The 16,542-nt window shown below is 57.8% G+C and carries 19 protein-coding genes; 7 read left to right on the forward strand and 12 right to left on the reverse strand.

Annotation, left to right across the window (positions count from 1 at the left end; translation table 11 throughout):
* Window positions 1–94 precede the first annotated feature (94 nt).
* Entirely contained in the window at window positions 95–1,846 is a 1,752-nt protein-coding gene (locus tag B3527_RS14135) for a putative bifunctional diguanylate cyclase/phosphodiesterase (protein WP_206991752.1), read from the forward strand.
* Here the strand turns inward: B3527_RS14135 and B3527_RS14140 are convergent.
* From B3527_RS14140 to B3527_RS14160, 5 genes are all read right to left on the reverse strand, one after another.
* Entirely contained in the window at window positions 1,843–2,367 is a 525-nt protein-coding gene (locus tag B3527_RS14140; RefSeq protein ID WP_206991753.1) for a GNAT family N-acetyltransferase, read from the reverse strand. The genes B3527_RS14135 and B3527_RS14140 overlap by 4 nt on opposite strands.
* Window positions 2,368–2,380: 13 nt before the next feature.
* On the reverse strand, window positions 2,381–2,809 hold the full coding sequence (locus B3527_RS14145; protein WP_206991754.1) for a nuclear transport factor 2 family protein: 429 nt from the start codon (window positions 2,807–2,809) through the stop codon (window positions 2,381–2,383).
* Between the two features lie 15 nt (window positions 2,810–2,824).
* Window positions 2,825–3,253, reverse strand: coding sequence for a hypothetical protein (locus B3527_RS14150; RefSeq protein ID WP_290480293.1), 429 nt, complete (start codon window positions 3,251–3,253; stop codon window positions 2,825–2,827).
* Window positions 3,254–3,313: 60 nt separating this feature from the next.
* Entirely contained in the window at window positions 3,314–4,369 is a 1,056-nt protein-coding gene (locus tag B3527_RS14155) for an HpcH/HpaI aldolase/citrate lyase family protein (RefSeq protein WP_290480294.1), read from the reverse strand.
* 64 nt (window positions 4,370–4,433) lie between these two features.
* Entirely contained in the window at window positions 4,434–5,078 is a 645-nt protein-coding gene (locus B3527_RS14160; protein ID WP_290480295.1) for a putative 2OG-Fe(II) oxygenase, read from the reverse strand.
* Window positions 5,079–5,289: 211 nt separating this feature from the next.
* On the opposite strand from B3527_RS14160, the gene B3527_RS14165 reads away from it, so the two are divergent.
* Entirely contained in the window at window positions 5,290–5,463 is a 174-nt protein-coding gene (locus B3527_RS14165; RefSeq protein WP_084333150.1) for a YqaE/Pmp3 family membrane protein, read from the forward strand.
* Here the strand turns inward: B3527_RS14165 and B3527_RS14170 are convergent, their stop codons facing one another.
* The 5 genes from B3527_RS14170 to B3527_RS14190 all read right to left on the reverse strand — a co-directional run bounded on the left by B3527_RS14170 (window position 5,464) and on the right by B3527_RS14190 (window position 10,489).
* Window positions 5,464–5,688: a hypothetical protein gene (locus B3527_RS14170; protein WP_206991759.1), complete on the reverse strand. Its 225-nt coding sequence runs from the start codon at window positions 5,686–5,688 to the stop codon at window positions 5,464–5,466.
* A 91-nt stretch (window positions 5,689–5,779) separates the two neighbouring features.
* On the reverse strand, window positions 5,780–6,697 hold the full coding sequence (locus tag B3527_RS14175) for a tyrosine recombinase (protein WP_206991760.1): 918 nt from the start codon (window positions 6,695–6,697) through the stop codon (window positions 5,780–5,782).
* Window positions 6,698–6,737: 40 nt separating this feature from the next.
* Window positions 6,738–8,693 (reverse strand): DUF3604 domain-containing protein, encoded by a 1,956-nt coding sequence (locus B3527_RS14180; protein ID WP_290480296.1) that lies wholly within the window; start codon window positions 8,691–8,693, stop codon window positions 6,738–6,740.
* A gap of 67 nt (window positions 8,694–8,760) precedes the next feature.
* Window positions 8,761–10,365 (reverse strand): hypothetical protein, encoded by a 1,605-nt coding sequence (locus B3527_RS14185; protein ID WP_290480297.1) that lies wholly within the window; start codon window positions 10,363–10,365, stop codon window positions 8,761–8,763.
* Complete coding sequence (locus B3527_RS14190; RefSeq protein WP_256434941.1) at window positions 10,355–10,489, reverse strand: hypothetical protein; 135 nt, start codon at window positions 10,487–10,489, stop codon at window positions 10,355–10,357. The genes B3527_RS14185 and B3527_RS14190 overlap by 11 nt, the downstream gene beginning before the upstream one ends.
* A gap of 95 nt (window positions 10,490–10,584) precedes the next feature.
* Here B3527_RS14190 and B3527_RS14195 point away from each other — a divergent pair, with 95 nt between their 5' ends.
* Genes B3527_RS14195 through B3527_RS14205 form a run of 3 tightly spaced genes read left to right on the forward strand, consistent with a single transcriptional unit; the run spans window position 10,585 to window position 13,570 of the window.
* A complete protein-coding gene (locus tag B3527_RS14195) occupies window positions 10,585–11,157 on the forward strand; it encodes a shikimate kinase (protein WP_290480298.1) in 573 nt (190 codons plus the stop codon).
* The gene (gene aroB / locus B3527_RS14200) at window positions 11,142–12,284 is read left to right on the forward strand and encodes a 3-dehydroquinate synthase (RefSeq protein WP_206991764.1); all 1,143 of its coding nucleotides are present in this window, start codon (window positions 11,142–11,144) and stop codon (window positions 12,282–12,284) included. The genes B3527_RS14195 and aroB overlap by 16 nt, the downstream gene beginning before the upstream one ends.
* Before the next feature lie 23 nt (window positions 12,285–12,307).
* Window positions 12,308–13,570: an HlyC/CorC family transporter gene (locus tag B3527_RS14205; RefSeq protein ID WP_290480299.1), complete on the forward strand. Its 1,263-nt coding sequence runs from the start codon at window positions 12,308–12,310 to the stop codon at window positions 13,568–13,570.
* Here the strand turns inward: B3527_RS14205 and B3527_RS14210 are convergent.
* Together B3527_RS14210 and B3527_RS14215 are read right to left on the reverse strand one after the other, a co-directional pair.
* Window positions 13,550–13,894 (reverse strand): hypothetical protein, encoded by a 345-nt coding sequence (locus tag B3527_RS14210; protein WP_290480300.1) that lies wholly within the window; start codon window positions 13,892–13,894, stop codon window positions 13,550–13,552. The two genes, B3527_RS14205 and B3527_RS14210, sit on opposite strands and share 21 nt — an antisense overlap.
* Window positions 13,895–13,972: 78 nt before the next feature.
* Window positions 13,973–14,245, reverse strand: a complete 273-nt coding sequence (locus tag B3527_RS14215) for a BolA/IbaG family iron-sulfur metabolism protein (RefSeq protein WP_034812955.1) — start codon at window positions 14,243–14,245, stop codon at window positions 13,973–13,975.
* Between the two features lie 31 nt (window positions 14,246–14,276).
* Here B3527_RS14215 and B3527_RS14220 point away from each other — a divergent pair, with 31 nt between their 5' ends.
* Together B3527_RS14220 and B3527_RS14225 are read left to right on the forward strand one after the other, a co-directional pair.
* The gene (locus B3527_RS14220; RefSeq protein WP_034812959.1) at window positions 14,277–14,900 is read left to right on the forward strand and encodes a DnaJ domain-containing protein; all 624 of its coding nucleotides are present in this window, start codon (window positions 14,277–14,279) and stop codon (window positions 14,898–14,900) included.
* Between the two features lies 1 nt (window position 14,901).
* Window positions 14,902–16,395, forward strand: a complete 1,494-nt coding sequence (locus tag B3527_RS14225; protein WP_290480301.1) for a glycerol-3-phosphate dehydrogenase — start codon at window positions 14,902–14,904, stop codon at window positions 16,393–16,395.
* The last annotated feature ends 147 nt before the right edge of the window (window positions 16,396–16,542 follow it).

Here is a 16,542-nt window from a genome sequence, read left to right on the forward strand (position 1 = left end):
ACAGCTAGCGCGTTTTGTTCACTGATTCCTAAACATATTCCGGAAAACATAGTTACCGCACACATAGGTGGCGAGTGGTGAGGAATATCTAAGCGTGGACAAACAGAGTTTCATCTCGAGACTTCTGGGCCGGATGACCATTCCCCGGTTTGCCGCGTGGTGCGCAGCGGTCGCAACGATTATCATTTTTGTCGGCGTATGGACGATTGAGCAGGCCTATGGTGCGCTCATCGAAGGTAAAGCATGGACAGACATGTCTTTGCCGATCTGGGCGATCATGCTGTTGCTGCTGTCTTCATCGGTCGTGGCCGCCATTACAGCCTGGTTTTTTGCCCGGGAATTCCAGAACGTCCTGGTTGATTTCACGCGATATCTTGAAGTGGCGCAGGTTGATCCGTCGGCGCGCTTGTCCAATGTTTCGTTTGTCGAGCTCCGCCGGTTGCGGTCGGTTGTCATCCGATCGGTCGGCAAGTTGCGGCGCGACAATGATGCGCTTCGACGCACGGCCTACGAAGATCCGCGCACGAGTATGCCAAACCTGATTGCGCTGGAAGAACACATAACCAAGACCCTGCCCCGCGCAAAATACGAAACGCCCGCCGCGCTCATCGTCCTTGATCTCGATAATTTCACGCGGGCTTCCGAGCGACTTGGTGCGCTTGCGAGCGAAGCCGTCCTGAAGGCGTGTGGACAGCGTATGACGAATGCGCTCGACTCGCTCGAGGGTCCGGTTCGCGCCGGGCTGAACAACTCCATGCTGGCCGCGATGCAGGCCGACAGTTTCGCCTTGTACCTTCCAAGCGCGGTCAGCCGCGACTACGTCTCGAACATTGCACGCGCTATTCGGCTCGCCTTTGCGGATCCTTTCATCGTGTCCGGACAGTCTGTAACGCTGGGCATTTCTGGCGGTATCGTCATCGCGCCCGAAGACGCCGATACGATGCACAAATTGTTTCGTCACGCAGAGCTTGCCCTGCGCCAGGTTCGTACCGACACCGGATCCGGCTTCCGTTACTTCTCACCACGCCTGAACCGTGTTGCGCGTGGCAAGTATATGCTGGAAGCTGAACTGCGCGACGCAGTCGCCAATCGTGAGTTCAAGACGCATTTCCAGCCCAAGATCGATTTTCAGACCGGCCAAGTCGTCGGTGCCGAGGCATTGGCTCGTTGGGTCCGACCGAACGGGAAGATCATATCTCCGAACACATTTATTCCGCTGGCAGAAGAAACCGGACTCGTGACCCAAATCGGGGAACAGGTTCTTGAAGCGGCTTGCGAATCCGCCCGCATCTGGATGCAGGAAGGCTTCAACGCAACGGTCGCGGTAAACGTGTCACCGCGCCAGTTTCAGTCCAGTGATCTGACAGAAACCGTTCTGGCGATCCTCAAGCGTACTGGCTTGCCACCGAACCGCTTGGAGCTTGAGATCACGGAAAGCATGGCCGTGTCCGAACCTGAAAAGGTTGCGCGGGTGATGCGCCCTCTACGGAGCCTTGGGACAAAACTGGCGATTGATGATTTTGGAACGGGGCATTCCAACTTGTCCATTCTGACCCAGCTGCCGTTTGACGTTTTCAAGATCGACCGCCAGTTCGTCTCTGCGCTTGAATCGGACGAGCAAGCTCCCGCGATCATTGAAATGATTCTGGCCATGGCCGAAACGCTAGGGCTGAATACGGTTGCGGAAGGTGTTGAAACTGAGCGTCAGGCAGACTTCCTGCGTCGGCGCGGCTGCTCGATGGCCCAAGGCTTTCTGTACAGCGCAGGTCTGCCACATGAGGCCTTCATGGATTTCATTCGGGGCTGGAGTAGCAAGAGTGAGGCATCGCGCCTTAAGGTCGGCTAACGCGCAGGATTGCGACGGTACACATTGACGATTGCGTCCTTGTATTCCGCCTGCTGCCAAAACTCATAGCCGCATTTGTCAGCGACTCGTTGGGACCCGGCATTGTCCGGATCAATGATGCAGACGCTTTGCCCCGGGCGATTCTCATCGAGCCAATCATGCATCGCGCCAACGGCTTCGCTGGCGTAACCCTTTCCCCAAGCGACTTCCGCAAAGACCCAGCCGGCTTCTGGCCATTCAGACAAGTCCGGCGTCATGCCGCGCATAAAGTCTGCGAATCCGCCTTCACCGATGAATGCGCCTGTCTCACGATCCTCGATTGCCCAGGAGCTATACCCCAGCAGGTCCCACATTCCGCGATTGCGGCAGATGGTAAACCAGGCTTCCTGACGTGATCGCGGAGTTCCGCCTATATGTTGGGTCACTGATGGAGACCCCCACATGGCTGCAGATGGCTCGAAGTGACGGGTCTCGTGGGGACAGAGCACCAATCGATCGGTGATGATGACAGGCAGGGTCATGACAGTTGCCGCCTCAGGCCTTTTGCTTCATCTTTTCCAGCATGGCCCCCATGGCCGCATGTACGGCTTGCATGCCCTTCAGTGGTCGAACCATAACTTTGAAGTCTTCAATCTGTCCGTCAGGGTTCCAGGCGATCATATCGACTCCATTCACTAGCACGCCATCCATTTCGCATTCAAACTCAAGGACCGCCTTGTCGCCGCAATCGAATACGCGTGTGTAGCGGAACGTGTCGCCGCCCAGCGTTTGTCCGGCAGCGGTCAAGTAGGCCATCGTGATTGGCTTGCCCTCCTGCGGTGTATGCACAACCGGACTTTTGAAGACCACATTGTCAGCGAGTTGGACAGACAGACCAGCAGGTGAATGGTCACCATTCATCCAATCAAACCAGCGTTGCAGGTTTGGGCTATGGCCCGTCATGGCGATAAGGTGTTCAGCCATCGGATTTCCTCTCGATTATTCTTGTATTGCGGTGACCGGTTTTCCGATCAGGTAATCGCCCGGATCATTGAAACAGCTCCCGCGAAGTGCGACCCAGCCGCCAGGAAAGTCTGGCTCCGTGAACACGATGTCCACGCGGCCCCAATTATAGTGGGATTCCCCCGTTGCCGGATCGGTGACGGCAACATCACAGAGCTCGATCCCCGGACTTTCCGCCTCAATCCATATGCCGGCATAGGCGGTTCGGCCCTCATAGACACCTGCCAGATCCTTGATGTAGACGGTGCCGCGCTCGGTCAGGCCCGGATAAGACCAGACGGCCCAGCCGTCATCGGTCTCATCCTCGTAGACGACGTCACCAATCGGTGTGGACCAGACTTCATCTGCGATAGCAGACAGGCCTATCAAGCTCAGACCCAGCAAGGCCGTAATGGATTTCCGCATCACTGATACTCCCTCTTCCAAGGGAAACCCTATCACGCAATTGCTCGGCGTGAAGAGGGATCAGGTCGCGTATGCGGCGGCTAGCTCGGGATCTTTCGAAGCGACGAGGTCTGCCAGGTCGGAAATCACCTTGGCCTGTTTCCAGGTCGCATCGTCCTGCATCTTGCCATCAATCATGGCCACACCAGAGCCATCCGGCATGGCATCAAGGATCTTGCGCGCGAATTTCACCTCGTTTGGATCGGGGCTGAAGACCTTTTTGGCGATGGCGATCTGGTTCGGGTGAAGGCTCCACGTGCCTGAGCAACCCAGCAGGAAGGCATTACGGAATTGCTGTTCGCAGGCGTCAAGATCGGCAATATCGCCAAACGGACCATAGAAGGCGTTGATCCCTGCCATCCGGCAGGCATCAACCATACGGGCGATCGTATAGTGCCAAGGATCCTGCTGGGCTGAGTCGCGTGGGCTGCCATCTTCATTCGGATCGTCGATTACGCGGTAGAAGGGATGGCCACCCCCGACGCGAGTGGTCTTCATCTTGCGGTCCGCAGCCAGGTCTGCCGGGCCCAGGCTGATACCCTGCATGCGCGGACTGGCCAGTGCGATTTCTTCTACGCGTGCCATCCCCTGGGCCGTTTCAAGAATGGCGTGGAACAGGATCGGCCGCGTGAGACCCGCCTTTGCCTCCAATTGTGCAACATACTGATCGGCGAAATGGATGTCCCAGGGACCTTCGACCTTTGGCAGCATGATCACGTCCAGCTGATGACCGGCTTTTAGAACCAGTTCACTCACATCTTCCTGAAACCACGGGGAGTTCAGCGGGTTCACGCGGCTCCAGAAGCCCGTTCCCTTGCCTTGCCAATCGTACATGGACGCCATTTCGATAGCGCCGGCGCGAGCAGCATCCTTGGCGTCAGCGGGGATGGCATCCTCAAGATTTGCGAGCATCACATCCACGCCTTCGGCCATGGTCGGCACCTTGGCCCGGACCTTGTCCAGATGCGGCGGGACAAAATGGATCATCCGCTCCAGCCTGATGGGCAGGTCGTGCATCGGGGCGGGCGCACCGATGGCCAGGGGCTTGAAGAAGTCTCTTGGTGTTTTCGTGCTCATGCGTTCCTCCTTGTTGCGGCGCAACATAGAGGGCGGTTGTGCCGCGTCAATCAGACAGAAAGGCTCAGGCCGATGATTCGACGACAGAGAGATTCATGCTGAAGGAGCGACGCTCGCCCGGCGACTTGAACGGATAGACACTGTGAAACATGTAGGATGGAAATATATAGAAATCCCCGACGCGTGGGCGGATCATGAAGTTCGATACCGAGTAATGGGTGTCGGTGCCGTGCGCGAACTGAAGATGTCCGTGAGAAGGATGATGGTCGAGGTCGTCCTCGGCCCATTCCTGATCAATCCCGTCCGGCAGTTTCAGATAACCGACGCATGAGAGCGCGCATCCGGTATGGATGTGGAGCGGGTTATACTCATGTGCATACTGGCGGACGAACCATCCGGCCATGACGTTCAGCTCAAAGCGCTTGGTCGTATGGTCATAGTCGCCGAATGAACCACGGCGGCTGGCGCGAATATGGTACTCGATCAGCGCGTTGCCGAGCGCAGCGGCGGTGGCGTCCACGAGGGATTTGGGAAAACGGAGTTCCTGCCGGACCTTGCCCACAAGGCTGCCCGAATGATCTTCCAGCTGTTCACTCATAGAGGCGTTCAGATGGGCGACCAGCGCAGGCGGTATGCGGACATAGCCCATCATGGGGCCAAAGGGCGTAAAGAATTCCTTCTCGCCAGAAGGCGTGAATATGGCCGACACAGCGGACTCCCGTCGCGCGGCCGCACACCTCACCCGGTGCGGTCGTTACTATACTTGATGGAAACGCCCTCAGCGGGTGTCTAAACCCGCAGCTGAACCGGGGTCAACGTCGATCTCGGGAAAAGTCGAAATCATTTGTGGAACGCCAGGCAGGGAACTTTCACCTGTTCCGGGCGTTGCAGGGGTAGCTTATCCAAAAAGGAAACCCTGCATGTCCCTGCTCATGATCCTACTCACAATATTTCTCCCACCTGTCGCAGTTGCGATCAAGGAAGGCATTGGGCTTCAATTCCTGCTCAACGTGCTACTGACACTGATTGGCTGGCTGCCCGGCGTTGTTCATGCCTTTTGGGTCGCGTCGCGCGGATCCGCTACGGCCGCCTGATCACTCTTCTGCCGAGGCGGTTTCTACGTCGGGCCGCGATGCCCGGCGGAACACCGCTACGGTAAGAGCTGCGACTCCGATCGCGGTGACAACCTCCCCGCCTATGATGACGTTCAGTCCTGCATGAAGCTCGGACAGGATAGCCCAAGTCGCTGTCATGAAGGTGATCGCGGCGATTTCCGAGATCAGGATGGTTGGAATAAGAGCATTCAGAAAGCGTTTCATCTGAGACGTCCATACAAAAGCATTGCGAACTCGCGTCGTCATATATCGGCATGACTCCCGGTTTCAGCAATGCTGAAAACTTTTTCTCGTGCTAAATCTTTCTGGCCAAGGGGTGCGCTGTTTCGAGAAGCTCCGCGAGCTCGTCCGTCAGGACGTGCGTGTAGATTTGTGTCGTCGCGATATCGGCATGGCCCAGCAATGTCTGGACGCTTCTCAGATCGGCGCCCCCCATGAGCAGGTGAGTTGCATAAGCGTGCCGCAACGCGTGCGGGTGGACTCTATCCGGGCGGATACCGGCTTTCAGTGCCAAGGCTTCGAGCAACTGTCCGAGGCGGCGGCGGGTGAGATGTCCTGATTTTCCTCGCGACGGAAACACAAAGGGTTCAGCTCGGCTCCTTGTAAGTGAGGCTTCCGGCAAGTGATCTTCGCGTACTTTCAGCCAATCTGTAAGCCCGCGCAAAGCGGGGCGCCCCAGTGGGCACAACCTTTCCTTGCCGCCTTTGCCGCGAACGATCACATCCGTTGTGACCCAGCGGGCTTCCTTGCGCCTCGGCAATTGGCCGAGTTTGAGAGAGACAAGTTCTGTTGCCCGCAGGCCCGCCCCATAGAGCAGCTCCACAAGACATTTCAGCCTCAAATCGTCGCCGCAGCAATCCAGCAGACGAGCCATCTCTTCGCGAGACAGGACATCGGGCACGTCCCGGCCGGGCTTTGGGCCGTCAATCTTCGCGGTGGGATCATCCTTGCGGTCTCCTTCCTCAAACAGGAAGCGAAAGAAGCGTCGGACCGCGGACAGCTTTCTGGCTTGCGACGATGGAGCCATGCCTCGCTTGGACAAATCTCTCAGCCAGCCTGAAATTTCACTTCCTTCAGCATCACATAACCCGCCACCACAAAATTCGGATGCGTCCAGCAAGTCCCGTCCGTAGGCGTCCAGCGTATTTGCGGATGAGCCGCGCTCTGCAGACATCATTTCAAGGAAGGCTTCGATGCGCGCGCGGTCAGACATTGCCCGACCTTGGCGCGCCGCGCCTAAAATTGCGTGAACATCATTCCGGTTTGACCCAGATCGGCGATGTCCAAGCCCGCTCCTGAACGAGAACGGGCATGTCGGGATTGGGTGGTGATCCGTTACGTACCGCGTCCCATGTCGACCAGCGACAAGATGGATTCTCGAGAACGCGGACGTAATAAGCTGCGCGGCGCGTCGGATCGTAGTTTGGGTCAGTCCACAGTGTTTTTAACTCGCCAACGCCACTGCCGGGGCGTGTAGAGCAGTCGGATATGTCTACATTGGCACCATTGTCGGGGCACCGGTGCGTGTCCGAATCTGGTTCGACATTTCCGGAACATGCAGCATCGTAGACGGCCTCATGCGCCTTGCCCTGGGCATCGGTCCACACTTTGATGACCTGCAAACGCTGCAGCGGATAAGAAGCCGGATCCCGAATCGCCCAAGCGAGAAATGACGGGGCTTGCTGATTTCCGACCAGGTCGCCGCCCTGTGGCACGCCAGTGCGGTAGGCTGCTGACACCAGGTCCGGATCTGCCAACATTGCCTGATCAAATCCGTATCCGGCAAACATGCGTGCTGTTATGCGCGGCCCGGACGTGCCGAACGTCTCCTTGCGACGAATGGCGTCGAAGATGGCATCCCGCGTATTTTCGTCGGCCCATACGCCGGCCAGCCCGGATGCGCTGTACTTGCCGGCAGACAGCTTGCGTCGCATGCTGGGCTTTACCGCGCCGGGCGGCAAGCTATTCAGCGATACAACACCGTCCCAACTGTCCGCACCTTCTGGTGGGACGGAATGTCGGAACTCAGGATTGGATCCGTCTTGGGGGAACTTGCCAGTAAAGTTCTTCTCATCGAAAGACCCGGCGCCGATATGTGTATCGCTGGAGCCAATGAAGCCGAACTTGTAAGGGTTGAAGCTCTCTGTTTCTTCGAAACCCAGTCCACGCGCCAACGCGTTGCGGGCGAAACCTCCGAGGTGCGGCGTCGACTTTGCGGCGCTTCCAACCAAGGTGTCGTAGATCTCGAAGTTTGCCCATTCGTCATTCGGGGATAGTGCTGGGTGGACTTCCGAGGTGCCTTTGACCTGGGAGATTTCAATTACCGGTTCGTTGCGCATGCGGGTGATCGCATAATCTGCAGTCAACTGGCCGCCCTCATAGGTTTCGGACGCAAACATTTCGCCATTGGATGCGTTGGAATTGTGCGGGATGGAGATGACATCCAGACCCTCAGCGCGCCGCGCATCCATCCAGGCCCACAAGTCTTCCGGATTTGGGGAGTCGAGGGTGGAAAAAAGCCGGTCCGGCGCGTCTCCACGAAATATGACGTTCCGGTGCAGGTTCGCTGCGGCGGGAACTTCCGAGTCCATGACCTCTGTCATGGCGGTGAATTCGTAGCCGGAGAAGGCGGTGAACTTGCCGGGCTCATTGTGGCGTTCGGCCGTCTCAATGTTCTTCATCCAGGCCGAGTCGATGACGTCTCGATCGTAGATCTCATCCACTTCTTCGCCCGTCACGATGGTGATGCCCACATTATGGAATGACTGGGCAGGGTTCGTCGCGTCCGGTCCAAATACGGATTTTGCGAAATTCGTGCGCGACAGATACGTACCGGGCGTTGCCATGACCGGCATGATGCCGAGATATTCGCCATGATCTGTGACGGCCAGAAAATCGAGCGGGCTGTCCAACTGGATCTCGTAACCGCCGTCGGTGATTATTTTCTCGCCCTTTGCATAGCGATATGCGTCATCGGGTGTTGCCCGAACGGACGATATGAAGGCGTCAAAGGACTGTCCGGTATGGACGTGCAGGTCGCCGAATAATGCAGTCCTGTCAGCGGGATCTATTGATGTTGAGCTCGCCGTGGCAATCGCAGCCGGTGCGGGCTCTGGTTCGGATGCTTGGGATTGTGTCTTGTCTGGCGCCCCACATGCCGTGGCTGCAAGTGCCAGAGCAGACGCCCCGGCCAGTATGGATACCCTCATCGATTCCTCCCGTTTTTCGTCCACCATCAGCCTTCTGGAGGCAAGATCAACGAAATTCGGGAAATTTCTAGTTGAGCGCCTTCCAGTAGCCAGTTGATTCCAATGCCATCTCCCGGGCGGCATCCTCTGCGCCGATCCGTTGCAGTGCTTTCAGGAGCAAGAGTAGGCTGGCGTCATCGAGTGCGGTCGGGTCGCCTTTGGTCATGCCTACCGTGGACAGAATAACCTCTCCTGCAGCATCTGCCTCAGCGGAGGCAAGCACGCCTACCAATTGCAAATCTATTTCCGGGGTGGATTTGCGTTCGGGCGCATTCACGATCAAGCGGCGCGCATCCGCCGGGGGCGCAATGCCGAGAGCGGTCCATAATGCGAAAAGACGAGCAGCGGTCTGCTTTTGCAGGTCAGACTCGGCAAGTGTGGCTAGACGTTCTCCAATATAGTCGCTGGCGTTGCGTGTCGTCTCGCTGCCCGCAAGTGTCACCAGAGCCGACATGAGTGCGGCATCAAAGCTGCCATCTTCGCGCGCGCCTTCCATCGTATTGGCGGATGACCAGTCCTTGGCGGCAGTGTAATGGTCGGTGGCCAGCGCAGCCCGCGCGAAGATCGGAGCGTTGGCTGCCGTGAAAGTGTTGATCGGTAGGCGTTCGACGTCCTCCCATAATAGCCGCGCGACCGCGCTGAAATGGGCTGGTGTGTCCATAGCGCCTTCCAGTGCTGCGGCGAGCGCAAAAGCGCGATCTTCATCAGTGACAAGCGGATCGCGCGCTGCATAGAGCGCGCTCTCCAAAGGCGTAGAGGGCACGAAGCCCGGTTCGGATATCAGCTTGAGGAAGAGTGCCTGATAATCATCCGTCTCCAGCATGCCAGCTTGGCTGGCCATTCCTGCGGATTGAACACGCAGAGTGATTGGCAATTTCGGATGCAGGGCCATTGCGGCTGCAAGGTCGGGACGATTCGCGGGGACGGGTGCCTCCGGAGGCGTGAGGCCCGCCTCGGCAGAGATGGCAAGGTTCAGTCCCGAAGAGTAATCTGCCTCTGGCGCGTCAGGCAGTTCGCCGGATGTCGCAAACACAGCGGCCAGAAGCCAGGAATCGACGGCATCCTGTTGCAAGGCCATTTCAATCGCGAGTTCTGCGCCGGCAGTATTGCCTTGCAGTGCCGCGCAGACCGCGCGCAATTTGGCCCAATAACCTGAAAGACGGTCTGGCGCATTCAGCATATCGCAGGCTGTTGCTTCATTGCCCAGCGCAAGATTGAGATCTGCAACGATTTCATCCGCGTCGAGGCCAGGAGGAGGAGTATCGAGTCGTGCCATGAGGGTGGCTGCGGCTTGGGCTTCGCCGAGGTCGTACATGATACGTGCCCGCTCGGCCCTTAGCAGGGGTTCCTGCATTCCCGCTGGTGGTGTGGCAGGCGACAGGGCCATGCGTTGCATCAACGTGCGTTCAGCCGGTGTCAGGTCGTGTGTGCGGACATCTCGCATCAATGGCAGCAAATCATCAGCGTCGGACGCGCGCCACATATCGGTTGGCAGGGAAGGCTCGCCCGCCTCGAGGAAGCTCATTCCCCACGGATTCACCAGCTCTAGACCGGAATCCTCGATTTGCGCGCCTGCCGGTAAGCTCCCGGCGAGGATGAGGCACACGACCGAGACAACGCCCTTAAAGGACATTGTCGACCTCGATGCGGACTTCACCGGGCTCTGGTTTACCCTTTTCGGCCTGTCCGCCCAGCCACCAGGCCGCGCCGAGGACAAGTATTGCCAGCAGGCCTAAAAGGATCAGAAACTTGCGCATGGCTATTTACCCCTAGATACAGAATTCCGGCGCTGGATTGCGAAGGCGCGACAGCAACTATAGGACAAGTACCGAACGGAGCCCGAAAGTCCAGAATGCCTTCTGACAGTGACAGTACTTCCAGACCGGTTGACGCGACATTGCCCTACATGTCGCGAACCGTCGCGCTTGTCGGTTTGATGGGGGCAGGAAAATCTACCGTCGGGCGCCGCTTGGCCGAACGATTGGGCCGAGAGTTTTATGACAGTGATTCGGAGATCGAGAAGGCGGCGGGCCTATCAATAACCGATATTTTCAAACTGCACGGAGAAGAGGATTTTCGGCGCGGGGAGCATCAGGTGTTGAAGCGGCTATTGGAGTTGCCTCCCCACGTGTTGGCTACGGGCGGGGGTGCCTACCTGAATGATGAGACCCGCCTGTTGATGCAGAAGAACGCGGTCACCATCTGGCTGAATGCTGATCTCGAAACTCTTTGGCGACGTGTCCAGAAGCGCGATACGCGTCCCTTGCTGAGGCATCCGGATGCGAAGAACGTACTGACCAATCTGTTGGCAGAGCGCGAGCCGATCTATTCCCAAGCCGATCTCGTCGTGCCGTCAAAGGACGGACCGCACGCGGCCACCGTCAATGCCATATACAAGGCCCTCCAGACATGGACACCGAAGTGAACGTGACCGCACCACCGCTTGAGACCGTCACGGTCGAGCTCGAAGATCGCAGCTATGACATTCTCGTCGGCCACGGCGCGCTGGACCAGCTCGGTGCGCGCGTGTCGGCCATGATCAAACAGCCGCGGGTCTTCGTGCTGACAGATGAGACGGTCGAGCGGATGCACCGACATCGACTGGATGAGGCGCTTCGGTCAACCGGTGTGACGACGCATTGGAAATCCCTGACGCCGGGCGAGAAAACGAAGTCGTTTTCCAATCTCGAAGAGATTCTCGACTGGTTACTTGAGGCCTCTGCTGACCGCAGCGATGTACTCATTGCGCTCGGTGGTGGCGTGATCGGTGATATTACGGGGCTTGCAGCCAGCCTTATGAAGCGCGGCATGAAATTCGTGCAGGTGCCGACGACCCTGTTGGCCCAGGTCGATTCCTCGGTCGGCGGCAAGACCGCGGTGAACACGCCGCGCGGGAAGAATTCGATTGGTGCATTCTATCAGCCGCAATTGGTGATAGCTGATACGTCCCTGCTTGAAACGCTGCCGCCGCGAGAGCTGCGCGCTGGTTACGCCGAGATCGTGAAATATGGATTGATCAATGATCCGGGTTTCTTTGCGTGGCTTGAAGAGCATGGCGAAGCGGTGCTGGCACTGGACCCGGCGGCAATAGCGCAAGCGGTTGCCACCAGCTGTCGTGCCAAAGCGGCCATCGTTGCGGAAGACGAGCGCGAAACCGGCGTCCGGGCGCTGCTTAACCTCGGCCACACGTTTGGCCATGCACTTGAGGCGGCAAACGGCTATGCGCCGGATCTGTTGCACGGCGAGGCCGTTGCCATCGGCATGGCGCTCGCATTTCGCTATGGCGCAAGTCAGCGTATCACGCCGCAATCCGATGCAGACCGTGTGACGGCGCACCTCAATGCGACGGGGTTGCAATCAAGCATTCCGGGACGTCAGGGTGGGCCTTACATCGCTGCGCGACTGGTCGAGCTAATGCAGCAGGACAAGAAAGCCAGCGGCGGCAAAGTACCCTTGATCCTCGCACGCGGTATTGGCCAGTCCTACATCCACAAGGATGCGGATCTTGCGTCCGTCGAAGCATTTCTCCGTAGCGAATTGCTGGAGAGCTGATCCACACATATGAGACCCCACCCATGATTGCCGGTTACATCATCTCAATTTTCGTGCTGCTCGGCATGTCAGGCTTCTTTTCGGGGTCTGAGACGGCGCTGACGGCCGCGTCGCGTGCGCGCATGCACCAGCTTGAAAAGGATGGTGACAAGCGGGCCGAGACAGTGAATCGCCTGATCAGTAATCGCGAAAATCTGATCGGTGCGATCTTGTTGGGCAACAACCTGGTAAACATCCTCGCCTCGGTGCTTGCCACGTCGCTGTTTACCTCATTGTTCGGACCGGGCGGTGTCGCGCTGGTGCTGGCGACCGGCGTGATGACGATTCTGGTACTGGTGTTTGCCGAAGTCCTGCCGAAAACTTATGCGATCACGCGTCCCGACACTATGGCGATGAGCGTAGCGCGGCCGATCAGTGGTCTGGTTTGGGCTGTGGCGTGGATTGTGAAACTGATCCAATTTGTCGTCACCATCACATTGAAGATCCTCGGCCTTGGTGCGCCTGCTGAACTCGTCACGGCGGAACAGGAAATTCGCGGTGCGATTGACCTACACGCCTCCGAAGGAGGTGTCGGAGCTGAAGATCGTCTGCGACTGGTCGGGGCGCTCGATTTGAAGGAGCTGACCGTCGAAGACGTGATGATCCATCGGAAAAACATTCGCATGTTGAATGCGGATACTGAGCCTCGGCAGTTGGTAACCAAAGCGCTCGCCAGCCCGCATACGCGCCTACCGCTATACCGGGGCGAGAAGGAGGAGATTGTCGGCATTTTGCACGCAAAGGACCTGTTGCGGGCGGCGCTGCCGCTTGGCGGCGACCTGAGCGCGCTCGATCTCGACTCGATCTTGCGCAAGCCGTGGTTTGTGCCGGAGACAACACCAGTACAGGACCAACTCGACGCATTTCTTCAAAAACGGAGTCACTTCGCGTTGGTTGTTGACGAGTATGGCGAGCTTCAGGGGCTGATTACGCTGGAAGACATTCTGGAAGAGATCGTCGGTCATATCCATGACGAGCATGATGTGGCCGTTCAGGGTGTGCGTCCCCAGCCAAATGGATCAGTCAACGTGGATGGATGGGTACCTATTCGGGACCTGAACAGGGCGACAGGCTGGAACTTGCCAGATGAAGAAGCCGTAACCGTTGCAGGCTTGGTCATTCACGAGGCGCAGACCATTCCCGAGCCTGGACAGAGCTTTGTCTTTCACGGGTATCGCTTCAACATACTCAGGCGTCAGCGAAACCAGGTCACTGGCCTGAACATATCAGAGGCCGAGACGGCCTGATTTCGGCTCTCGGCTGGCCATATGCATCTGCGGCGACGGATCTTCGTCGCAGCCATTGGCCTTCAGCCAGTTCTTCTCGGTGAGCGTCACGATGTGGGCGGAGTCTGGATCGGGATTGTCCATGGCGATAACAGCCCACTCGCCGCTGAGCGTTGGGACGTCATGGGACACCGGAACGAAGACTATCTCTCTATCCTGAGTGCAAACCGTGTCGCGAATCCAGTGCATCATGCCGAGATTCACCTTGTCGGAAGGTGTCTCCGCAATCGCTGAACCTGCAATCATTGCGCCTATTGCGGCGGCAGTCATGAGTTTCTGTACCATCACCCGTTCTCCTCGACGGCTGCGAAATTAATGATCGAGTCATATTTCGGTTCCGCGTGGAGTCGGATTTTTCAAGATTCATGCCGCTTTCGCGTGTAGGGCGAGTGCGTGCAGGCCGGAATCAAATTCGGACTGCAGCGTCAACATGATCGCGCGTTGGGCTTGGACGCGGGACAGACCTTCGAATGCCGAGGACGTGATTCGCACGGTGTAATGCGTCTCTCCACCAGGCGCGGCGCCTGCATGACCTGCATGTTTCTGGCTGTCATCGGTAATAATCAGCTCTACCGGGTGAAAAGCTTCAGTTAAAAGCTCACGAATTCGCGATAACCTGTCACTTGGCTGTGGCATCTTTAACCTGCACTCCCTATTATGCCGGGTCATGTCTGACGGTGACCCATTTTCCTATCGCGTTAAGTTCAAAGATATACGCATCAAGCCTCCCAAAGACGAGGCTTCCCGTGCGCGTGCGCAGAAGACTCGTGTCTGCGACCACAAGCAATGTGATCTTGAGGGGACCCATCCTGCGCCCAAGCGTCAGGGGAATGGTCGTCATTATTTCTGCCAGGCGCATGCAGCAGAGTACAATCGCAGCTTTGATTTCTTTGAAGGCATGTCGCAGGCCGAGGCCGCTTCGTTCGCCCGGTCTGAGCGGTATGGTCACAAGCGCACCTGGAAATTTGGCACCGGCCCGATGCGCGGCGAAAAGGGACCTCAGAAGTTGGACCCGCGGCGCTGGGCAGGCAGCAAGTTCTTCAATGTTGATGATGTTGCGAGTGGCGAGTCGGCCTCGTCCGGCCACCGGAACACGCTGCAGAAGCGCGCCTTGAAGGAACTCGATCTCGAAACCGATGCAAAGCCAGCGGAGATTCGCGCGCGCTATGCAGAATATGTTCGCCGGTTCCACCCGGATTCGAACAAGGGCGACCGGTCATCAGAACACAAGCTCCAGCGCGTCCTTCGTGCCGGCAAGCTGCTGAAGGCCGCAGGCCTGATGAAGGGCTGACATGCACGATATCCTGGTGATCGGCGGCGGGATCAACGGAACCGGCATCGCGCGCGACGCTGCTGGTCGTGGGCTGGATGTGGTGCTCTGCGAAAAAGATGACCTTGCCCAGCATACATCGTCAGCCAGCACGAAGTTGATTCATGGCGGGCTGCGTTATCTGGAGCAGTATGATTTCGGCCTGGTGCGCAAGGCCCTGATCGAGCGCGAAATCCTGCTTAAGGCAGCGCCGCACATAATCTGGCCAATGCGGTTCGTCCTGCCGCACCACAATGAACTTCGCCCAGCCTGGCTGATCCGACTTGGTCTGTTCATCTATGATCACCTTGGCGGACGCAAATTGTTGCCTGCAACCACAACGCTTCGGCGCAAATCGTCGGCCAGACTTGACTCGCTCAAGGAAGAATACCGGCTTGCTTTCGAGTATTCTGATTGCTGGGTCGAGGATTCGCGGCTTGTCGTGCTGAACGCCGTCGATGCGAAATCGCATGGTGCTGAAGTCATGACGCGTACCCGCTGTACGTCGCTTGTGCGCAGTGGTGACCATTGGGATGCAGTGCTGGAAAGTCCGAAAGGATCCGAGACCCGGTCATTCAGGGCGGTCGTCAATGCGGCAGGTGCCTGGGTCGACGATGTTCTGGGGCTCGACCATGGAAAGAAAAACGAGACCCACCTACGACTTGTAAAGGGTAGCCATATCATCGTGCCGCGCTGGCACGAAGGCGACTACGCCTACTTCTTCCAGAATGGTGATGGCCGAATCATGTTCGCGATTCCCTATGAGCGCGGCGCGTTCACACTGATCGGCACGACGGACGTTCCGTATGAAGCAAATCGCGACGAGGTGAAAATTACGCCTGATGAGATCGAGTATCTCTGCAAGGGCGCGAGCGAGTATTACAAGCGGGCCATCACTCCAGCAGATGTGGTGGCGACCTATTCCGGTGTGCGCCCACTATATGATGACCACGCTGCCAACGCCTCCAAAGTGACGCGCGACTATGTCCTGAAACTGGATGATGACGGCGGAGCGCCGGTCCTGTCAGTGTTTGGGGGCAAGATAACGACCTATCGGGAATTGGCTGAAGACGCGCTTCAGACACTGGATAAGGTTTTTCCGGAGGCAGGTGGTGAGTGGACACGCGACGCTGACCTTCCCGGCGGAGACATGCCTCGCGCGGATTTTGACGGTTTCTATGAAGGATTGCGACAGGATTATCCCAAGCTGAGCGCTAACCTTCTGCAGCGTCTAGCACGCGCTTACGGCACCGACGCGCGGCGTTTGTTGGGGCAAGCCGAAACGGACGGCGATCTTGGCCGAAAGTTTGGTGCGAGCCTGACCGAAACTGAGGCGCGCTACCTTGTTGAAGTAGAGTTTGCCCGAACCGCAGATGACATTCTGTGGCGTCGTTCCAAGCTGGGCCTGCACATGAGCGCGGCGGAGCGGGATGCGTTCGCGGGATGGATGGCGACTGAAATGGCAGTGAAGGCCTGACCGCTCTGACGCCGCGCTGCACAGGTTGATGGCATACCTGTATATTCTGCCATGCCGCGCTGTTTCGCCCGCCGTGCCTTGGTAGACAGGCGAACGGCTCTATGGTCAAAGGCGCCATCCGGATTATTGCGGCTGCGGTCGCTTTGA

It is taken from the genome of Hyphomonas sp. UBA4505, assembly GCF_002388685.1.
Lineage (GTDB): Bacteria > Pseudomonadota > Alphaproteobacteria > Caulobacterales > Hyphomonadaceae > Hyphomonas.

Coding starts and splice junctions, on each gene's coding strand:
- B3527_RS14195 (WP_290480298.1), top strand. CDS start 10,585: ATGCCTTCTGACAGTGACAGTACTTCCAGACCGGTTGACGCGACATTG.
- B3527_RS14215 (WP_034812955.1), bottom strand. CDS start 14,245: ATGCCACAGCCAAGTGACAGGTTATCGCGAATTCGTGAGCTTTTAACT.
- B3527_RS14205 (WP_290480299.1), top strand. CDS start 12,308: ATGATTGCCGGTTACATCATCTCAATTTTCGTGCTGCTCGGCATGTCA.
- B3527_RS14150 (WP_290480293.1), bottom strand. CDS start 3,253: ATGCGGAAATCCATTACGGCCTTGCTGGGTCTGAGCTTGATAGGCCTG.
- B3527_RS14210 (WP_290480300.1), bottom strand. CDS start 13,894: ATGGTACAGAAACTCATGACTGCCGCCGCAATAGGCGCAATGATTGCA.
- B3527_RS14145 (WP_206991754.1), bottom strand. CDS start 2,809: ATGGCTGAACACCTTATCGCCATGACGGGCCATAGCCCAAACCTGCAA.
- B3527_RS14185 (WP_290480297.1), bottom strand. CDS start 10,365: ATGTCCTTTAAGGGCGTTGTCTCGGTCGTGTGCCTCATCCTCGCCGGG.
- B3527_RS14140 (WP_206991753.1), bottom strand. CDS start 2,367: ATGACCCTGCCTGTCATCATCACCGATCGATTGGTGCTCTGTCCCCAC.
- B3527_RS14155 (WP_290480294.1), bottom strand. CDS start 4,369: ATGAGCACGAAAACACCAAGAGACTTCTTCAAGCCCCTGGCCATCGGT.
- B3527_RS14165 (WP_084333150.1), top strand. CDS start 5,290: ATGTCCCTGCTCATGATCCTACTCACAATATTTCTCCCACCTGTCGCA.
- B3527_RS14180 (WP_290480296.1), bottom strand. CDS start 8,693: ATGAGGGTATCCATACTGGCCGGGGCGTCTGCTCTGGCACTTGCAGCC.
- B3527_RS14220 (WP_034812959.1), top strand. CDS start 14,277: ATGTCTGACGGTGACCCATTTTCCTATCGCGTTAAGTTCAAAGATATA.
- B3527_RS14170 (WP_206991759.1), bottom strand. CDS start 5,688: ATGAAACGCTTTCTGAATGCTCTTATTCCAACCATCCTGATCTCGGAA.
- B3527_RS14225 (WP_290480301.1), top strand. CDS start 14,902: ATGCACGATATCCTGGTGATCGGCGGCGGGATCAACGGAACCGGCATC.
- B3527_RS14175 (WP_206991760.1), bottom strand. CDS start 6,697: ATGTCTGACCGCGCGCGCATCGAAGCCTTCCTTGAAATGATGTCTGCA.
- B3527_RS14190 (WP_256434941.1), bottom strand. CDS start 10,489: ATGCGCAAGTTTCTGATCCTTTTAGGCCTGCTGGCAATACTTGTCCTC.
- aroB (WP_206991764.1), top strand. CDS start 11,142: ATGGACACCGAAGTGAACGTGACCGCACCACCGCTTGAGACCGTCACG.